We start from the raw sequence: 15,636 nt of genomic DNA, 5'->3' as shown, positions 1-15,636 counted from the left end.
TAAATTACCTAATTAAATCTCAATTTTGACAAACGCTTTAGAATATAACTCTGAAAGGAGTAAACTGATCATTCCTGAATATGGCAGACATTTGCAGAAAATGGTCGAACATGCTGTAGAAATCGAAGATGATAAAGAACGTAACAAAGTTGCTAATTCAATTATTGCTGTAATGGGTAATATGAATCCGCATCTTCGTGATGTGCCAGATTTTCAGCATAAATTATGGGATCAGTTATTTATAATAAGTGATTTTAAGCTGGATGTTGAGTCTCCTTTTCCAAAACCGACGAGGGAAATGCTTACAGAGCGTCCCGAAATGCTTGATTATCCAGAGAATAATCCCAAGTACAGGTTCTACGGAAACAATATCAAGCGCATGATCGATGCGGCAAAAGATAAGGAAGAAGGGGATTTCAAAGATGCCCTGGTGATGACTATCGCCAATCACATGAAAAAATCTTACCTGAACTGGAATCGTGATTCTGTAGATGATGAAGTCATCATTAATCATTTGAAAGAATTGAGTGGTGGAAAGATCAATCTCAAAAATGCTGATGAGGATCTAACCCAGGCTTCAGAACTTATTCGCGGAAGCGGATCCAACAAGAAGAAATACTCGAAAAACAAAAAACATACCGGCGGCCGTAAGCCTGGTCGTAAACGCCACTAATATTTTTCTTTAATGGGAACATTTCAAATAGAAGGCGGTCATCGTTTGAGCGGGGAAATACAACCTCAAGGAGCAAAAAACGAGGCGCTGCAAATTTTATGTGCAGTATTGTTAACCGATGAAAAGGTGGTTATCAATAACATTCCAGATATACTGGACGTTAATAAACTAATCAACTTACTAAAAAATCTTGGTGTTAAGATCGAAAAGCTGGGTAAAGGAAGTTATTCCTTTCAAAGTGATGATCTGGACATGCAGCACCTGAATAGTGAACAGTTCAAGATCGATGGAGGAGGACTTCGTGGTTCTATCATGATCGTAGGGCCTATGCTGGGAAGATTTGGAAAAGGTTTTATTCCTAAACCTGGTGGCGATAAAATTGGTCGACGCAGACTCGATACTCACTTTGAAGGTTTTATGAAGCTGGGTGCCGATTTCAGATATAATAAAGAAGAACGATTTTACGGAGTTGAAGCTCCTGAAGGTTTAACCGGAAGTTATATGTTACTGGAAGAAGCATCAGTAACCGGAACTGCCAACATTGTAATGGCTGCTGTTCTTGCAAAAGGAAAAACGACCATTTATAATGCAGCCTGCGAACCGTATTTACAGCAATTATGCCTAATGATGAACCGTATGGGTGCAAACATTAGTGGAATAGGCTCCAATATGCTTATCATAGACGGTGTAGAGAAGCTAGGAGGTTGTGAGCATACAATTCTTCCAGATATGATCGAAATTGGATCATGGATTGGCCTTGCCGCAATGACCAAAAGTGAAATCACTATCAAGAATGTGAACTGGGATATGTTGGGCATCATCCCGACGACCTTCAGGAAACTGGGAATTACTGTCGAAAGAAAAGGTGACGATATTTTTATACCTGAACATTCTGAAGGTTATGAGGTACAGAGCTTTATTGATGGCTCGATCATGAACATCAGTGATGCTCCGTGGCCAGGGTTTACCCCAGATCTTTTGAGTATCATCCTTGTAATCGCAACTCAGGCAAGAGGAAGCGTATTGATACATCAAAAAATGTTTGAAAGCAGGTTGTTTTTTGTAGATAAACTTATAGATATGGGAGCGAAGATCATACTTTGTGATCCACATAGAGCCACGGTAATTGGCCATGACTTTCAATCTCAGTTAAAGGCTACTACCATGACCTCTCCAGATATTAGAGCTGGAATTTCCTTGTTGATTGCTGCACTTTCAGCCAAAGGAACTTCAACGATACACAACATCGAGCAAATTGACAGAGGTTACGAAAATATTGAAGAGAGGTTAAAAGCGATAGGAGCGAAGATCACCAGAATAGCCTAACGGTTTTTCCCTCGGAAATTAAAGTATAAAAAAAGCTGTTCGTTAGAACAGCTTTTTTTATGCTTTATGTATTCAGATTAGACTTCTGACTTCGCCTGTTCCTTATGTTCCTTATAATGAAAAAGATTTTGCTCCTTGATCATTTTTGTTGTTTTTTCCGGAAGCATATCTTCCCAGCCACTTTTCCCTTCGCTGATCATTTTTAATACTTCGCGAGAATATATATTCAGCGTATCTGGATTATAATTCTTGATATCCTCAACACGTCCATTATATTTAAAGAACTTGAATAATTCTTTCATTCTTGGGTGTACTTTCAGATTTTCGCTGGTAGTAAGTTCACCAGTTTCCTCGTCTTTCAGTGGATATAAGTACACCTTAAGATCTTTAAAGAATAATTTTCCGAAGGCCTCAAGAATACCACCGCTTAGATGTCTATAGTATTTTTCATCAAATACATCCACAAGATTTTGAACACCCATGGTAAGGCCCATACGCTGTTTAGAGTATCTGGAGAAATATTCTACTACCTTGAAGTATTCCTGGAAGTTAGAGATCATAACTGTTTGTCCTAATGAACATAAAAGTTCAGCTCTATCCATGAAATCACGCTCATCGATCTCTCCTTCAGCTCTCAAGTTGGATAGTGTGATTTCGAAAATGATCTCAGTATTTTCTTCAGAAACCTTACTCTCGTTGAAGAATAATTCTTTAGATCTTTCATACATATCCATGTTTACCTTGGTAACAGGTCTAAAGCTACCACGCAGCGCAAGAATATTCTTTTTGTAAAGTATTTTCGCAGGAAGTACATTATTTCCATCAGGTCCGAACATTACCGCATCGGTCATTCCATTCTTGACCAGCTGTAAGCTCATTAGCCTGTTATCCACATTCTCAAAACGAGGACCCGAGAAATTGATCGTATCAATCTCGATCTGATCTTTATCTATATGATCATACAGGTAACGTAGTAGTTTTTTTGGATTATCGTACTTGTAATAAGCGCCGTAAATAAGGTTAACACCTAGTATTCCTAAGGTGTTTTGCTGGTGACGGGCGTCATTCTCATGAAATCGTACGTGTAGCAGGATCTCATTATAATCTTCTTTAGGATCTACTTGATATCTAATTCCTACCCAACCATGACCTTTGTATTTCTTCGCGAAATCTATGGTAGCAACAGTATTGGCGTAAGTAAAAAATAATTTATTTGGATGTTTTTCACGAGAAATACGCTCTTCAATAAGATGAGTTTCGTGAGACAGCATTTTCTTCAGCCTTGCTTCAGTAACATATCGCCTGTCATCTTCAACTCCATAGATCGCGTCACTAAAATCCTTGTCATAGGCACTCATGGCCTTAGCGATGGTTCCAGATGCACCTCCAGCACGAAAGAAGTTTCGCACTGTTTCCTGCCCGGCACCAATTTCAGAAAAAGTTCCGTAGATATTTTCGTTAAGATTGATACGCAGGGCCTTACTATTAATAGAAGGAACATTTTCAAATTCCTTATCGCCCATTATGGTAATTGGCATATTTTATTGTTTAGGTAAGCATTGTTAATTGCGTACTCCAAAAGTACTAAAAGCGGTAGGCATACAAAAAAATATATTTACTTTTGTGTCAAAAATAACAGCATTTGGAAGTTACATTCTTAGGTACTGGAACATCACAAGGTATACCAATAATTGGGGTGGATCACCCGGTCTGCTACAGCGATGACCCTCGCGATAAAAGGCTTCGTGTCTCTGTATTGGTTAGCTGGAAAGGAAAAAATATATTGATTGACTGTGGACCAGATTTTAGACAGCAGATGCTCGCCAATAATGTGAAAAAACTGGATGCTATTTTTTATACACATGAACACAATGACCATACTGCCGGTCTGGATGACATAAGACCATACTTTTTCAGGCAGGGAGACATTCCTATTTTCGCACATCAAAGAGTTTTAGATTCGCTAAGAAAAAAGTTCGATTATATTTTTACTTCGGAAGATCGATATCCTGGAGCTCCTGCAGTTATTGAGAATGTAGTGCGTAATGAGAAGTTTCAATTCGAAGGTTTGAATGTTATACCTGTAGATTTTAAACATAATAAATTACAGGTATTTGGATACAGACTGGGAGATTTTGCCTATCTAACCGATATTAAAACGATTTCTGAAAAAGAGATCGCCAAACTGAAGGATTTAAAAGTTCTGGTAGTAAGTGCATTAAGAAGAGAGCCACATCATTCACATTTCAATCTTGAAGAAGCTCTAAAGTTTGTAGAAATGGTGAAGCCGGAAAGAACATATTTTACACACATAAGTCATATGCTGGGATTTCATGCGGAAGTCGAGGAAGAACTTCCCGAAAACGTTCATCTCGCATATGACAACTTAAAAATTGAAATTTAGCATGCGTAGCAAGATCCTAATGTATCTGTTCATCTTCGCCTTATTATTCTGCATATTTATTTATGTAAATGATAAAAGAATTCTGGATTCAAAGCAGGAAAAGATCGAGCAGCTTGAAGATAAGCTTTCTGAAGTAGAACTCAATCAAGAGCAACAATCTATGGCAACAGAGGATTACTTCAATTTGAAGGATAATGAAGATGCAATCACTTACTTTCAGAATAACGGAATAGAGACCGAGGGACTTATCACAAAAATCGAAGATGCGATCATTTCTAAGAACAGCGCTTCAAATGATAATCCTCTGGTTCCACATGCTGGTATGGAAGGTTCCATGAGGATCAATAAGATCAAAGTGCTTAACCATAAATGGATCATTGCCGACTTTACCGATGGATCTTACTGGGGGGAAGTGTTCTTAACTTACACTATTCAGGAAGACGGGACTCCGGTATTTAATACTGAGAAATCATTCCTATATCCTAAATATTAGAGTCTATTTTGAAGCCATTCTTTGAGTTCAAAGAAATTCTGTGGAGCAACGCCGTGGCCGACTGGAAATTCAGAATAAGTAAAATCTACGCCAAGGTTTTCCAAGAATGGTTTTGTTCTGCGAGCCCAGTCTACAGGAATCACCTGGTCTTCAGATCCATGCGAGCAGTAGAAAGATAGCTGACTAAGATCATTTTTGAGGTAATCCTGCCCGAATATTTCTTTATTGATATAACCGCTAAGAGCAATCACATTATCGATCTTTTCCGGGTAAGTCAACGCCACGGCATAACTCAAGATACTTCCCTGGCTAAAACCTAAAAGATTGATCTTCGAAGCATCTACAGGGTAGTTTTCGATAACCTGATCAATAAAAGTAGCGATCGTATCTCTTGACTTAATAGCCTGTATATCATCACTAAACTTTCCATTCTCGTTATCAAAGTGTATAGCATACCACGCGTTTCCAAATGGTTGCATTGGATAGGGCGCTTTAGCTGAAATTATAAATAATTCCTCTGGCATTTCCTCTGCAAATGAAAAAAGATCGTTTTCATCGCTTCCGTAGCCATGTAAGAGGATAAGCGCAGGCGCATTTTCAACGCTTACTTTAGGTTTTCTTATAATATGATCTAAAACAAAATTGTCTTGCATTACTTAACTGTACTTAAAAATTTTTGAAATAAGGCACCAAGAATCGGTACTTCTTTGGTTTGACCCTGTATTGCTGTAATAATTCCGTAACCCCAAAGTACTATAAAAAACAGGTAGAAGGCTCCTATGATAAACACCTGGTCAAATAGTCCCATTAGAGCTCCAATAAGGTAAAAGGTGATGTTGATCCCAAATGCCTGCCTTATATGAAAACTAGCAAATTCATTCTTTTCTTCCATATTCATGAAATAGGCAATTATGGTTCCTACAATAGTGATATAAGAGATAATTGCACTGGTATTTGCGTTACCTTCTGTTTTCATGTTTATGATCTTAGAATTAATCCTGAATTGTTTACAATTCCAACAGCTTTTCCCTTTAATTGACTATCCAGAAAGATGCTGTTCTTAGAAGTAGATAGAATATCGTTCTTTCCGAAGGTATAGTTTACATCTGGCAGGAATAGACTAAGATTGGCAGGATTACCTTTTTCAAGTTTTGATGTTTCAAGCTTAAAGCGCTCTGTTCCGGAAGTTAGAAACTTGATGGTTTCTTCAGTAGTAAAAATAGTTTGCAAGGCGCCGAAAGCCGATTCAAGCCCAATAGTACCATACAATGCATTATCAAATTCCACTTTTTTATTTTCCACGTTTATTGGATTATGGTCTGAAGTAACCATATCTATAGTGCCGTCTTTCAATCCCTGTATTAGTGCTTCATTATCTACCTGAGTTCGCAATGGAGGTAGAACCTTTGTATTGGCATCGTAGTTCGATAGCATTTTGTCTGTAAGAAGCAGATTGTGGATCGCCACACTACAGGAAACATCCAGCCCTTTTTTCTTTGCTTCTCTTATAAGTTTAACCGACTTTGCCGATGAAATTGTAGGAATATGTAGTTTTCCACCAGTATATTCGAGAATATATAGGTCGCGGATGATCTGAAGTTCTTCAGCTAGATTCGGGATACCTTTCAGGCCAAGGGCAGTACTATGCTCATGCTCGTTCACCATACCGTTAGTCGCAATTCGATTTTCCTGAGGATAACTTTGTATTAAAGCTTCAAAATTCTGCGCGTACTGCAAGGCGATCTTAAGAAGATTAGGATTTTTTAAAGGTGATTTGTAATCTCCAAAACTTATCGCACCGGCCTGTTGCATATCCAGTAATTCGGCCAGATCTATACCTTCACTTTTAATGGTCAGGGCACCAACAGGATAAAGGTTTACCGGGTGTCCCGAACTTTTAGATTTTACGGCAGATATGGACCCGCTTTGGTCAAGTACAGGATTGGTATAAGGATTTAGTGCAACGCCTGTAAATCCTGAGCTTCCTGCGACTTCGAGTCCGTTTTCAATGGTCTCCCTTTCTTCATAGCCAGGTTCTCCAAAACAAACACTACTATCAAACCATCCTCTGGAAACATGCAAACCTTCGATCTCTACATGTTTAACATCCTCCTTTAGTATATTTTTCCCAATTTCAGCAATTACTCCATTCTCGATATAGATGTCGGTCGTTTGCCCATTCAGAGGCGAAGACTCATCAATAATTGTAACCGCTTTTAGAAGTAATTTCATTTCAGAAGTTTTAATAATAGCATTTCAATTGCCAGAAATATGATAGCAAAAATAATAAACCATTTCCAAAGCGAGCTGCTTTCGTTTCCTGCTTTTACTTCGGAAAAGTATTGTGCTATAGATTCATGATTCTGAACTGAAAATATCTCCGGATCTAAGTATTCGAGCTCACTCTCTTTTCTAGGTTCGTTAAAACTCAAATTTGATATAATATTGTCCTGGCTCTTGATTTCATAATTTCCGGCATCCAAATTTTCTGAACCAACACTTATGGAAACCCGGTCTGCAAATCTTTGCTGCTGCGGAATAAAATCCAGGTTAACACCGGTAAGATGAAGCACATGATCCTGTTCAATTTTTGCCGGTATAGATATTTCTTCTAATTCTAAGGTTTGGTAATAAAGTTGAGCAGGAGGGAGGCTTTGCAGTCCAATCTGGTATAGAATAGGTACAATTAACGGCGAATTCTGAAAATTTGATATTTGCTGATTTAATGGAGCTGTAAAAATATAGGTATTGGATTTAGATATAAGAAAAGGATCATTGTTCTGAAAATTTAGAATACTGTTACCTGAGATATTACTGAAATATCCATCAACTCGGGGATACTCGAAATTTTGAATCTTCTTTTGAAATACATTGTCCAGCAGTGGATGATCAAAGTTAATAGTAGCAATCAATTTTTCGCCCTCGCTCCATTCAGGCCTGAATCCCAATTGAAATTTCTCTGAAAACCGAATTAATTCATTGCTCTTTTTTGAATTTGGAATAAATAGAACACTGGAACCTTTGTTTGAACGTTGTTTGATATTGTTCAGGTTCGCAGCACTTAATTCACTTACTTCATTTAAAACGATCAAACTAGCCTGCTGAAAATCGGTATATTCAATTTTATTCGCTTCGCTTACTTTTAAATTAAATTCTGGTTCTGTATATAATCTTTGTAGATAATTTGAATCACCTTCAGAAATTGCCAGAACATTGATTGGGGTTTGTTCAGAAATACTGAAGTAGATAATATTATCATATTTCAAGCCCTCATCGTCTATTACAACTTTTCCGTTGGGGATGGTTTGTGATGGTATGGAAAATATTGTACTGATATTGGTGTTTTTGGCATCGATTGTTTTCCTGCTTAGGAGTTGAGATCCGTCATACATGGATATAATTAAACCATCTCTTTTTGTATTTCCGGATAATAGAACTTCAATATCAAGAATTCCTGCCTTGGAATTTACCAGATAAAGAGAATCAATCTTTAAATTCCGGGTACTTTCAGGGGTTAGTTTTATACTACTAATATTTTTGTAAGGAACGTCTATTTCTTTTTGACTAACAAATATTTTCTGAAAATCTGAAATTAGCAGCAGATTTGAAGAATCAATTTCGCGAAGTTGCTGGGTTTTCAATAGAACACTTTTCAGGTCCAATTGTGTGGAGGTATATTTTATCTCTTGAAGTATACCTTTTAATTCATTACCAGACTTTTTAGTATAAAAGGCATCATTTGTGACCAGACTATATTCTGAAGTAACATCGAGATTTTCAAGAAGCTGGTTTCTGGCTATTTGCAGGAGTTCGTCATCTTGATTCTTAAGTTGCATACTATAAGAATTATCCAGGTAAATGATCAAATTTTTAGTGGAGCCTCCAGATTCTGCGGGAAAATAGGGTTTGGCAAAAGCAATTATTAGAAAGCCTAGCAGAAACAATCTGGAGAAAAGAACCAGAAACTTCTTTAGTTGAGAGCTTTTGCGTGTCTGCTGAACGACACGTTTTAAGAATTTAACGTTGGTGAAGTCTTGCTTCTGAAATCTGCGTAGTTTGAAAAGGTGAACCAGAATAGGAATTATAAGTAAAAACAGTGCATACAGTAATTCCGGATGTTCAAATTGCATAGAAACAAAGCTGTTTCTCAAATATAGCTAAAGACTCAGAAGTTTTAGTGTCGGGGAACGCTAAATTTAAAATTACTTCCTTCACCTTCGGTAGATGAAATACTCACTTTCCCATGCATGGATTCCACTAACTTCTTCACTGTAGCAAGCCCAATTCCACTACCTACATTTCCATCACGATCGGCGGTATCGAGCGTAGCAAATAATTCAAAGATCTTTTCAAATCTTTCCGCAGGAATTCCGTTTCCATTATCTATAACTTCAAAGTAGTAAAATTCTTCTTCTGAAGTGAAAGCGATCCTGACTGTTCTTATATCCTTATCGTTGTATTTGAGTGCATTACTAATCAAATTCATGAAGACCTGTGTGAGCGCTGCTTTGTTGACAGCGGTCAACTCTATATCTTCTGGGTAACTGATCTCAATATTGTTGGAAACCGTATAAAGATCTACGATAGGCTTTAAAAGCTTGCCTAAATTTACATTAGAAGCTTCTTTTTTGATGACATGATCACTGCGATAAAAGCTTAAGATACCATCAATATAATTCCGCAGAGAATAAGAGGCTTCAACCAGAAATTGCAGGTATTGGTTCGTTTCTTCATCGAATTTCTCCTTGTTTTCATCTTTAAGCAATTCACTGAGTGATATGATATTCGCAAGGGGAGACTTTAAATCATGCGATACCAGACTCGCGAATTTCTCTAACTCCTTATACTTTTCTTCCAGTTTATTCTGAACAGTAAAAAGTTTCTGTTTCTGCTTTCTTGATTCAAATAACTTTAAGGCTTGTTTTGATAAGGCTAACAGCGCTTTTTCCTGCATGGAACTAAGCTCTTTTTCGAAGGTATCGAAAATACAGAATACCGCTATAGCATAACCATCAGGATTATATAATGGGACACCGGCATAAAAACTATATTCAGTAGAATACAATCCTGTGGCCGACTCAAATATTTCGGGATCTTCTGAGCGCTTAAGACAGAGAATAGGAGTTTTACTTTTGATCGTGAGGTCACAAAAAGAATGCTCTCGTTCGACCTCAGTAGATTCGGCTCCATGTACAGATTTGTTCCAGATACGATCCCGATCAACGATGTTTATTTTGGCAACCGAAACCTCGCAGGCGACTGTGGCCAGGAATGTAAGATTATCATAATCTTCGTCTGGTCCTGAATTTACAATTTGATATTCCTTTAAAGCGGCCCGCCTTAATTTCTCATTAAAAGTGCCTGAATTTTTCTGCATTTCCCCTTACATTCTTGATTTAAAGTTATTTAAATTTAAATAACTTTTTCAGAATAAAAACTTAAACCGGGATGTTATGTCGTAAAACGCTGAACTCGAATACAGTACCTCTATTTTCTTCGGAATTAACCGTAATAGAACCTCCAAGACTGTTTACCAGCTTTTTCACTGTGGAAAGTCCAATTCCATGACCTTTCTTACCTCTACGATCCTGTTTTGCCACCGTAGTAAAAAGATCGAAGATTTTAGATTGTTGTTCCTGTGCGATACCTATCCCATTGTCACTAATTTTGAAATTGAAAAAGTGTTCGTTTTCTGTACAATCAATATCGATCACTATTTTTTCCTGATCATTGTATTTAAGACTATTATTAATCAAATTCATGAAGATCTGCCCTATAGCTGAGGCATTTCCATCAATCAATAGATTATTATCGGGTAGATTGATCTCACAGTTATCCGCGATTTGGAGAAGATCTATAATGTCCTCCAGCATATCGTTCAAAAAGAATTCTTTTACACTGTTGTCACTATGGTGTTCGTTGGAATAATGATCAAGTAAGCCGTTTATATAGTCACTTAGAGTAAGCCCGGAATCCTTAAGGTAAGAGATATATTTCGCTCCTTCTTCACCTAATTTCACAGCATACTTTGCTTTGAGAACATCTGCAGTAATGATCATATTTGCAAGAGGCATCTTAAGGTCATGAGATACAGTGCTCGCAAATTGTTGCAATACTTTATAGCTTTCATCAAGCTCTTCTTTCATTTTTTCAAGCACACTGTTAGCTCTGCGCGTTTCAAGTAAAAGCTCCACCTGTTTCCCTAAAGATTTCAATGCCATTTTCTGTTCTTCGTCCAGATGATGCTCTTTGGAATCATAAACACAAAGCGTTCCCATAGGATAGCCTTTTGGATCCAGTAGTGAAATACCTGCGTAGTAATTAATAGGTGTATCTGCAGTAACGAAAGGATTATCAAAAAAGCGTTTATCCTTCGACGCGTTTGGAACTTCCAGTAAATTCTCAGGATCTGTAATGGTATGACCACAAAAGGAAACATCTCGAGTGGAACCTTTCAAATCTGTTCCATAACTGGATTTGAAAAAATTGCGATCGGCATCGATCATATTTACCACCGCGATTGGCGTTTTACATATATAACTAGCGAGCCTGGTAATATTATCATAAGCCTCTTCCGGAAGAGTATCCATTATGTTGAGTTCTCGCAGAGACTCAAGTCTTTGAAGTTCATTCACTGGCTTTTCCGGAGTTATCATATATGCATCCTGTTTTTTAGGTACAAAGAAAGATAAATATACTGATGTTAAAAATACTATAACTGATCTTTTTCATAAACACCTAGACCAAAGAGTGCAAAATCATATTTAACGGGATCCAAAGGATCCATTTTTCTCAATTCCAAGTCGAGCTCTTTAACTGCTTTAGCATCATTCGCTTTCCTATGCAAAATTCCGAGTTTCCTTGCAATATTACCAGAATGAACGTCTAAAGGACAGCTAAGTTTTGCTGCAGGAATGGTTTCCCATATTCCAAAATCCACGCCATGCTTATCCTTCCTAATCATCCAGCGCAAATACATATTGATTCTTTTTGCTGCTGAATTTTTCAGCGGATCACTTACATGTTTCTCGGTTCTTACCTGGTGAGCTAATTCGAAAAAAATCTTTTTTAGTTCATGGATGGCATTCTGAAGATCGGTTTCAGTTTGATATTTGATAAAAATATCCTCTAGTCCGCCATGCTCAAGATAAATATTCCGAAGTGCTTTTAAAAAATACTTTAGATCATTCGCATTAAAAGTACGATGAACAAAACCTTCGAATCTTTCAAGATCCTGGTCTGAATGATTTAAAATAAAATCATAAGGAGCATAATCCATTAATTTCATCATCTGGTTAGCATTTTTTAAAATGCTTTTGCGGTTTCCCCAGGCAATGGTTGCTGCCAGAAAACCCGAAATCTCAATATCTTCCTTCTTCTGAAATAAATGCGGAATACTAACCGGGTCCTCCGCAATGAATGCTGGTGTGTTGTACTGAGCCGTTTTAAAATCAAGAAATTCTTTTAATTCTGACTTTTTCAAATACTGGTTTTTATTTCAGGAGCAATTTTACCGTCTACCATCGTAAGTTTTCTATCTGCCATATTCGCCAGTTCTTCATTATGCGTAACAATCACAAAAGTTTGATCAAATTCATCTCTGAGCCTGAAAAATAACTGGTGAAGATTTTCCGCAGATTCTGAATCCAGGTTGCCTGATGGTTCATCTGCAAAGATCACTGCAGGATTGTTAATAAGACTTCTGGCTACCGCGATTCTCTGTTGTTCTCCGCCACTCAATTCTCCAGGTTTATGAGAAGCCCTGTTTGTAAGACCAAGAAATTCAAGTAATTCCATAGCGCGGTCTTCAGCCTCCTTTTTTGGAGTTTTATGGATAAATGCTGGAATGCAAATATTTTCCAATGCTGTAAATTCTGGAAGCAACTGGTGAAACTGAAAAATGAATCCTATATGCTTGTTTCTGAATTTAGAAAGTTCTCTGGATTTGAGTCCGTAAATATCAGTACCATTAATAAGAAGTTCTGAATTTTTATCTTTTCCCGGTTTGTCCAGAGTCCCCAGGATTTGCAATAATGTGGTTTTTCCCGCACCTGAAGCTCCAACGATTGAAACGATTTCTTTCTTCTTGATATGCAGGTCTACCGACTTCAATACGTGCAGATCTCCGTAATATTTATGTATCTTCTTTGCGATTATCATGAATGCGAAATAAACATTCCGAAATTAGCCAAATTACACGCATTCCCCAAGTTAACTGCGGAATATGTTTCGGAGGTTATTGTAATCTATAAAATAAACGACTCTAAGGCTGAAATTGTGCCGTGCAGGTTTTGAAAATAAATTATCCAGGCTATCTGAATAATTGAGCTCACTCAGTTTATCTTCATTAAAAATCGAGTTTCGATACAGGAGCACGGCTTCACTACCGGGCGCAAACTGCCAGCGGTAGCTTAGATCCAGGTTCCAGATATTAAAATTCGCGTCTGGATCTCTGAATGTATTAGTATCATAACTGGTAGGTTCAAGTTCACCTTCTGCTATCAATTTCTGGAAGGAGTTATCACCAAAACTTGCCGTAGACCAGAATTGTCTCGCACTCAAACTTAAGCCTTGTTTTGTATTGAAATTATAATTCGCTCGAATAGAATTTTCCACGGTTTTTTGATCTCTTATTCCGAAGATGATATTGTTATTTACTTTGTTTACGAAACTAGGTCGTTCTTGTTGCAGTCCGAAATCAAACTCATAAACCATATTGAACCTGTCACTAAACCTGAATCTTGGTTCAATGCTCAATCCATAATAGGCATAATCTGTATCAAAATATTCTTCCACAGAGATCCTGGAGTCAATTGCAAATTTCTTTCGATAATCTGACGATATAAAAAATCTTGAACTTGCAAAAGGTTTGTAGGTGACATACGTATTTTCAGCCCTGGTTTCAAAATAATCTCTAAACTTTGAGTTGAAATCCAGAGACCCTCCAAAAGCAAAACGCTCGCGAGTCATCGCAAAGAAATCTCCGCCCATTCCAGTATTAATCGTTTTGTCTGGTTTGTACCTTCGAAGGTGCTGGCCGTATAGACTAATTTGAAAATTATTGAAATTACCCTGTGGTTCAAAGATCTGGTAGGAAGTCCCCCAAAAAATATTGTTGTAATTGTTCGTAAAGTTGATACCTAGGTCGTTAATATCGAAAGTCTCGTTCGCGAACTCATGAGCAACTCTATACCTAAAATTTCCTTTCGTACGACGTGCCGCAAAATAGGAGGCAAAACCAGTAAGATTCTGTCCAGGAAGGTTGACGTTACTCATCTTTGCCTGTCCTTCAACATTAAAACTGTTCGCCTTGTTGTACACGTCAAACAGGAAGCCTGTCACATTTCCATCTCTAAAGTTTCCATCACGTGTAACATTTGTATTAATTAGTGTTATAGATGAGTTTTTATTAAACCTTTGATCCAGAACTACAATATTATAATTGGCAAGTGGCTCAGTGATCTTGGACCTTGTGTTGCCAGTTAAAGTATCACGAAATACTGCTTTCGCTTCGCTGGTAATTGCATTAAAGACTCCTATACCTAAACCACGATCTGTTCTTCCTGAAACTTTCAGCGCATTAATAAGATCTGTTCTGCTCGGATTTTCAATAATTTCCTCGCTATCAAGTCTATTGGTTTGGGCCGTGTTGAAACCAATAGGAGTACTCCCAACTCTTCTGGAATAAAATAAATTTCCTTTATTAAAAAGCTCAGTTCCTTCAGTAAAGAAAGCGCGGTTCTCACCAAAGATCTGTTCAAAAGGACCCAGATTCAATTCAACTTCGTCATAAGCTGTCTGTCCAAAGTCTGGCACTAAAGTCATATCCAAGGTAAAGGAATCATTAATACCATATTTCAGATCCATTCCGGCGTTGAAACTAAAATCATCACTGCCGTCAAAGGAGTCAAAAGCAGATTGTATAAATGGATACAGACTCAGGCGAACAGGGGGATCAATATTACTAATCCCAGTAAGTAAACCTGTGTACTGTGCCATTTGTCCTACCGACTTATTGATATAGTTCCAGACATATGTTTCATTTCTATGCGTGATCTCACGCGAAAACTGCAAGCCCCATCTTTGTTTTTCAGTTTCCGGAAATCTCAAAGCAGAATAAGGGATCTTCATTTCAAGATACCAACCATTTGCATCCTGGGAAACTGCCGACTCCCATACTACATTATAACCATAATCCTCCTGAGATCCAGTGATGCGGGCATCAGCCTGCGTTCCAGCAGAGGTTACTATAAACCTGGTCTGGTTCTCACCATCATCATAAGTGTTGATGTCCATCAAAAAATATTCAGATTGTTGAAGATTATCCCGCTGAGTAAATTGCCTTATCGTTTTATCTGGATCACTTTCCTTCATGGTCGCAGCAATATAGATCGCAAGATCATCATATAAGATCTTGACTTCTGTAGCGTGGGATTCGGGAATTGGAGTACCATCTCCAGGCTCAACCATTACAAAATTTTCAGCTGTAGCAGCTTTCTTCCATACTTCTTCCGAAGCTAGTCCATCGATCTTTGGAGCTTCCTGTATTCGAGTTGACTCGTAATTTTTCCTAATTTCTGAATTTTGTGAGGATAAAATGCTGCAATTGATGATAATAATGAAAAGCAGCCAGTATTTTTTCGACATTTATTGATGAATGTTCAATATTGATATTTACGTAAAAGTAAATGCTAAAATTTTATCGGCAAAGTTTTTCATTAAATTCCCGTTAAACAAGGT

14 protein-coding genes are annotated in these 15,636 nt (G+C 37.6%); 4 read left to right on the top strand and 10 right to left on the bottom strand.

Annotated features, from left to right (window positions below):
- Window positions 1-25: 25 nt before the first annotated feature.
- Window positions 26-673, top strand: a complete 648-nt coding sequence (locus tag ACSHZO_RS09725) for a DUF4290 domain-containing protein (RefSeq protein WP_295179163.1) — start codon at window positions 26-28, stop codon at window positions 671-673.
- Window positions 674-685: 12 nt separating this feature from the next.
- Window positions 686-1,999: a UDP-N-acetylglucosamine 1-carboxyvinyltransferase gene (gene murA, locus ACSHZO_RS09720; RefSeq protein ID WP_298247240.1), complete on the top strand. Its 1,314-nt coding sequence runs from the start codon at window positions 686-688 to the stop codon at window positions 1,997-1,999.
- 77 nt (window positions 2,000-2,076) lie between these two features.
- On the opposite strand, the gene ACSHZO_RS09715 is transcribed toward murA, so the two are convergent.
- Window positions 2,077-3,537, bottom strand: a complete 1,461-nt coding sequence (locus tag ACSHZO_RS09715) for a TonB-dependent receptor (protein WP_295179167.1) — start codon at window positions 3,535-3,537, stop codon at window positions 2,077-2,079.
- 104 nt (window positions 3,538-3,641) lie between these two features.
- Here ACSHZO_RS09715 and ACSHZO_RS09710 point away from each other — a divergent pair, with 104 nt between their 5' ends.
- Both ACSHZO_RS09710 and ACSHZO_RS09705 read left to right on the top strand, forming a co-directional pair.
- Window positions 3,642-4,403, top strand: a complete 762-nt coding sequence (locus ACSHZO_RS09710; RefSeq protein WP_298247239.1) for an MBL fold metallo-hydrolase — start codon at window positions 3,642-3,644, stop codon at window positions 4,401-4,403.
- 1 nt (window position 4,404) lies between these two features.
- Window positions 4,405-4,896 (top strand): hypothetical protein, encoded by a 492-nt coding sequence (locus ACSHZO_RS09705; RefSeq protein ID WP_298247238.1) that lies wholly within the window; start codon window positions 4,405-4,407, stop codon window positions 4,894-4,896.
- On the opposite strand, the gene ACSHZO_RS09700 is transcribed toward ACSHZO_RS09705, so the two are convergent.
- From ACSHZO_RS09700 to ACSHZO_RS09660, 9 genes are all read right to left on the bottom strand, one after another.
- Complete coding sequence (locus ACSHZO_RS09700) at window positions 4,893-5,549, bottom strand: alpha/beta hydrolase (RefSeq protein ID WP_298247237.1); 657 nt, start codon at window positions 5,547-5,549, stop codon at window positions 4,893-4,895. The two genes, ACSHZO_RS09705 and ACSHZO_RS09700, sit on opposite strands and share 4 nt — an antisense overlap.
- Window positions 5,549-5,872 carry a hypothetical protein gene (locus tag ACSHZO_RS09695; protein ID WP_298247236.1) on the bottom strand — a complete coding sequence of 108 codons (324 nt, stop codon included), beginning with the start codon at window positions 5,870-5,872 and terminating at the stop codon, window positions 5,549-5,551. The genes ACSHZO_RS09700 and ACSHZO_RS09695 overlap by 1 nt, the downstream gene beginning before the upstream one ends.
- Window positions 5,873-5,874: 2 nt before the next feature.
- A complete protein-coding gene (locus tag ACSHZO_RS09690; RefSeq protein WP_298247235.1) occupies window positions 5,875-7,128 on the bottom strand; it encodes a dihydroorotase in 1,254 nt (417 codons plus the stop codon).
- On the bottom strand, window positions 7,125-9,026 hold the full coding sequence (locus tag ACSHZO_RS09685) for a BatA domain-containing protein (RefSeq protein WP_298247234.1): 1,902 nt from the start codon (window positions 9,024-9,026) through the stop codon (window positions 7,125-7,127). Before ACSHZO_RS09685 ends, ACSHZO_RS09690 begins: the two co-directional genes overlap by 4 nt.
- Window positions 9,027-9,070: 44 nt before the next feature.
- Window positions 9,071-10,273 (bottom strand): sensor histidine kinase, encoded by a 1,203-nt coding sequence (locus ACSHZO_RS09680; RefSeq protein WP_298247233.1) that lies wholly within the window; start codon window positions 10,271-10,273, stop codon window positions 9,071-9,073.
- A gap of 61 nt (window positions 10,274-10,334) precedes the next feature.
- Complete coding sequence (locus ACSHZO_RS09675; protein ID WP_298247232.1) at window positions 10,335-11,552, bottom strand: GAF domain-containing sensor histidine kinase; 1,218 nt, start codon at window positions 11,550-11,552, stop codon at window positions 10,335-10,337.
- A 56-nt stretch (window positions 11,553-11,608) separates the two neighbouring features.
- Window positions 11,609-12,379 (bottom strand): TIGR02757 family protein, encoded by a 771-nt coding sequence (locus tag ACSHZO_RS09670; RefSeq protein ID WP_298247231.1) that lies wholly within the window; start codon window positions 12,377-12,379, stop codon window positions 11,609-11,611.
- Window positions 12,376-13,056, bottom strand: a complete 681-nt coding sequence (locus ACSHZO_RS09665) for an ABC transporter ATP-binding protein (protein ID WP_298247230.1) — start codon at window positions 13,054-13,056, stop codon at window positions 12,376-12,378. Before ACSHZO_RS09665 ends, ACSHZO_RS09670 begins: the two co-directional genes overlap by 4 nt.
- A gap of 51 nt (window positions 13,057-13,107) precedes the next feature.
- On the bottom strand, window positions 13,108-15,543 hold the full coding sequence (locus ACSHZO_RS09660; RefSeq protein WP_298247229.1) for a DUF5916 domain-containing protein: 2,436 nt from the start codon (window positions 15,541-15,543) through the stop codon (window positions 13,108-13,110).
- Window positions 15,544-15,636: the final 93 nt, after the last annotated feature.

It is taken from the genome of Christiangramia sp. 3-2217-3z, from assembly GCF_051195275.1.
GTDB lineage: Bacteria > Bacteroidota > Bacteroidia > Flavobacteriales > Flavobacteriaceae > Christiangramia > Christiangramia marina.
This window is presented reverse-complemented; position numbering and strand designations above follow the sequence as displayed.

What these genes read in the sequence shown, in the direction of transcription:
- murA (WP_298247240.1), top strand. Translation starts at nt 686, where the DNA reads ATGGGAACATTTCAAATAGAAGGCGGTCATCGTTTGAGCGGGGAAATA.
- ACSHZO_RS09715 (WP_295179167.1), bottom strand. Translation starts at nt 3,537, where the DNA reads ATGCCAATTACCATAATGGGCGATAAGGAATTTGAAAATGTTCCTTCT.
- ACSHZO_RS09705 (WP_298247238.1), top strand. Translation starts at nt 4,405, where the DNA reads ATGCGTAGCAAGATCCTAATGTATCTGTTCATCTTCGCCTTATTATTC.
- ACSHZO_RS09700 (WP_298247237.1), bottom strand. Translation starts at nt 5,549, where the DNA reads ATGCAAGACAATTTTGTTTTAGATCATATTATAAGAAAACCTAAAGTA.
- ACSHZO_RS09695 (WP_298247236.1), bottom strand. Translation starts at nt 5,872, where the DNA reads ATGAAAACAGAAGGTAACGCAAATACCAGTGCAATTATCTCTTATATC.
- ACSHZO_RS09690 (WP_298247235.1), bottom strand. Translation starts at nt 7,128, where the DNA reads ATGAAATTACTTCTAAAAGCGGTTACAATTATTGATGAGTCTTCGCCT.
- ACSHZO_RS09685 (WP_298247234.1), bottom strand. Translation starts at nt 9,026, where the DNA reads ATGCAATTTGAACATCCGGAATTACTGTATGCACTGTTTTTACTTATA.
- ACSHZO_RS09680 (WP_298247233.1), bottom strand. Translation starts at nt 10,273, where the DNA reads ATGCAGAAAAATTCAGGCACTTTTAATGAGAAATTAAGGCGGGCCGCT.
- ACSHZO_RS09675 (WP_298247232.1), bottom strand. Translation starts at nt 11,552, where the DNA reads ATGATAACTCCGGAAAAGCCAGTGAATGAACTTCAAAGACTTGAGTCT.
- ACSHZO_RS09665 (WP_298247230.1), bottom strand. Translation starts at nt 13,056, where the DNA reads ATGATAATCGCAAAGAAGATACATAAATATTACGGAGATCTGCACGTA.
- ACSHZO_RS09660 (WP_298247229.1), bottom strand. Translation starts at nt 15,543, where the DNA reads ATGTCGAAAAAATACTGGCTGCTTTTCATTATTATCATCAATTGCAGC.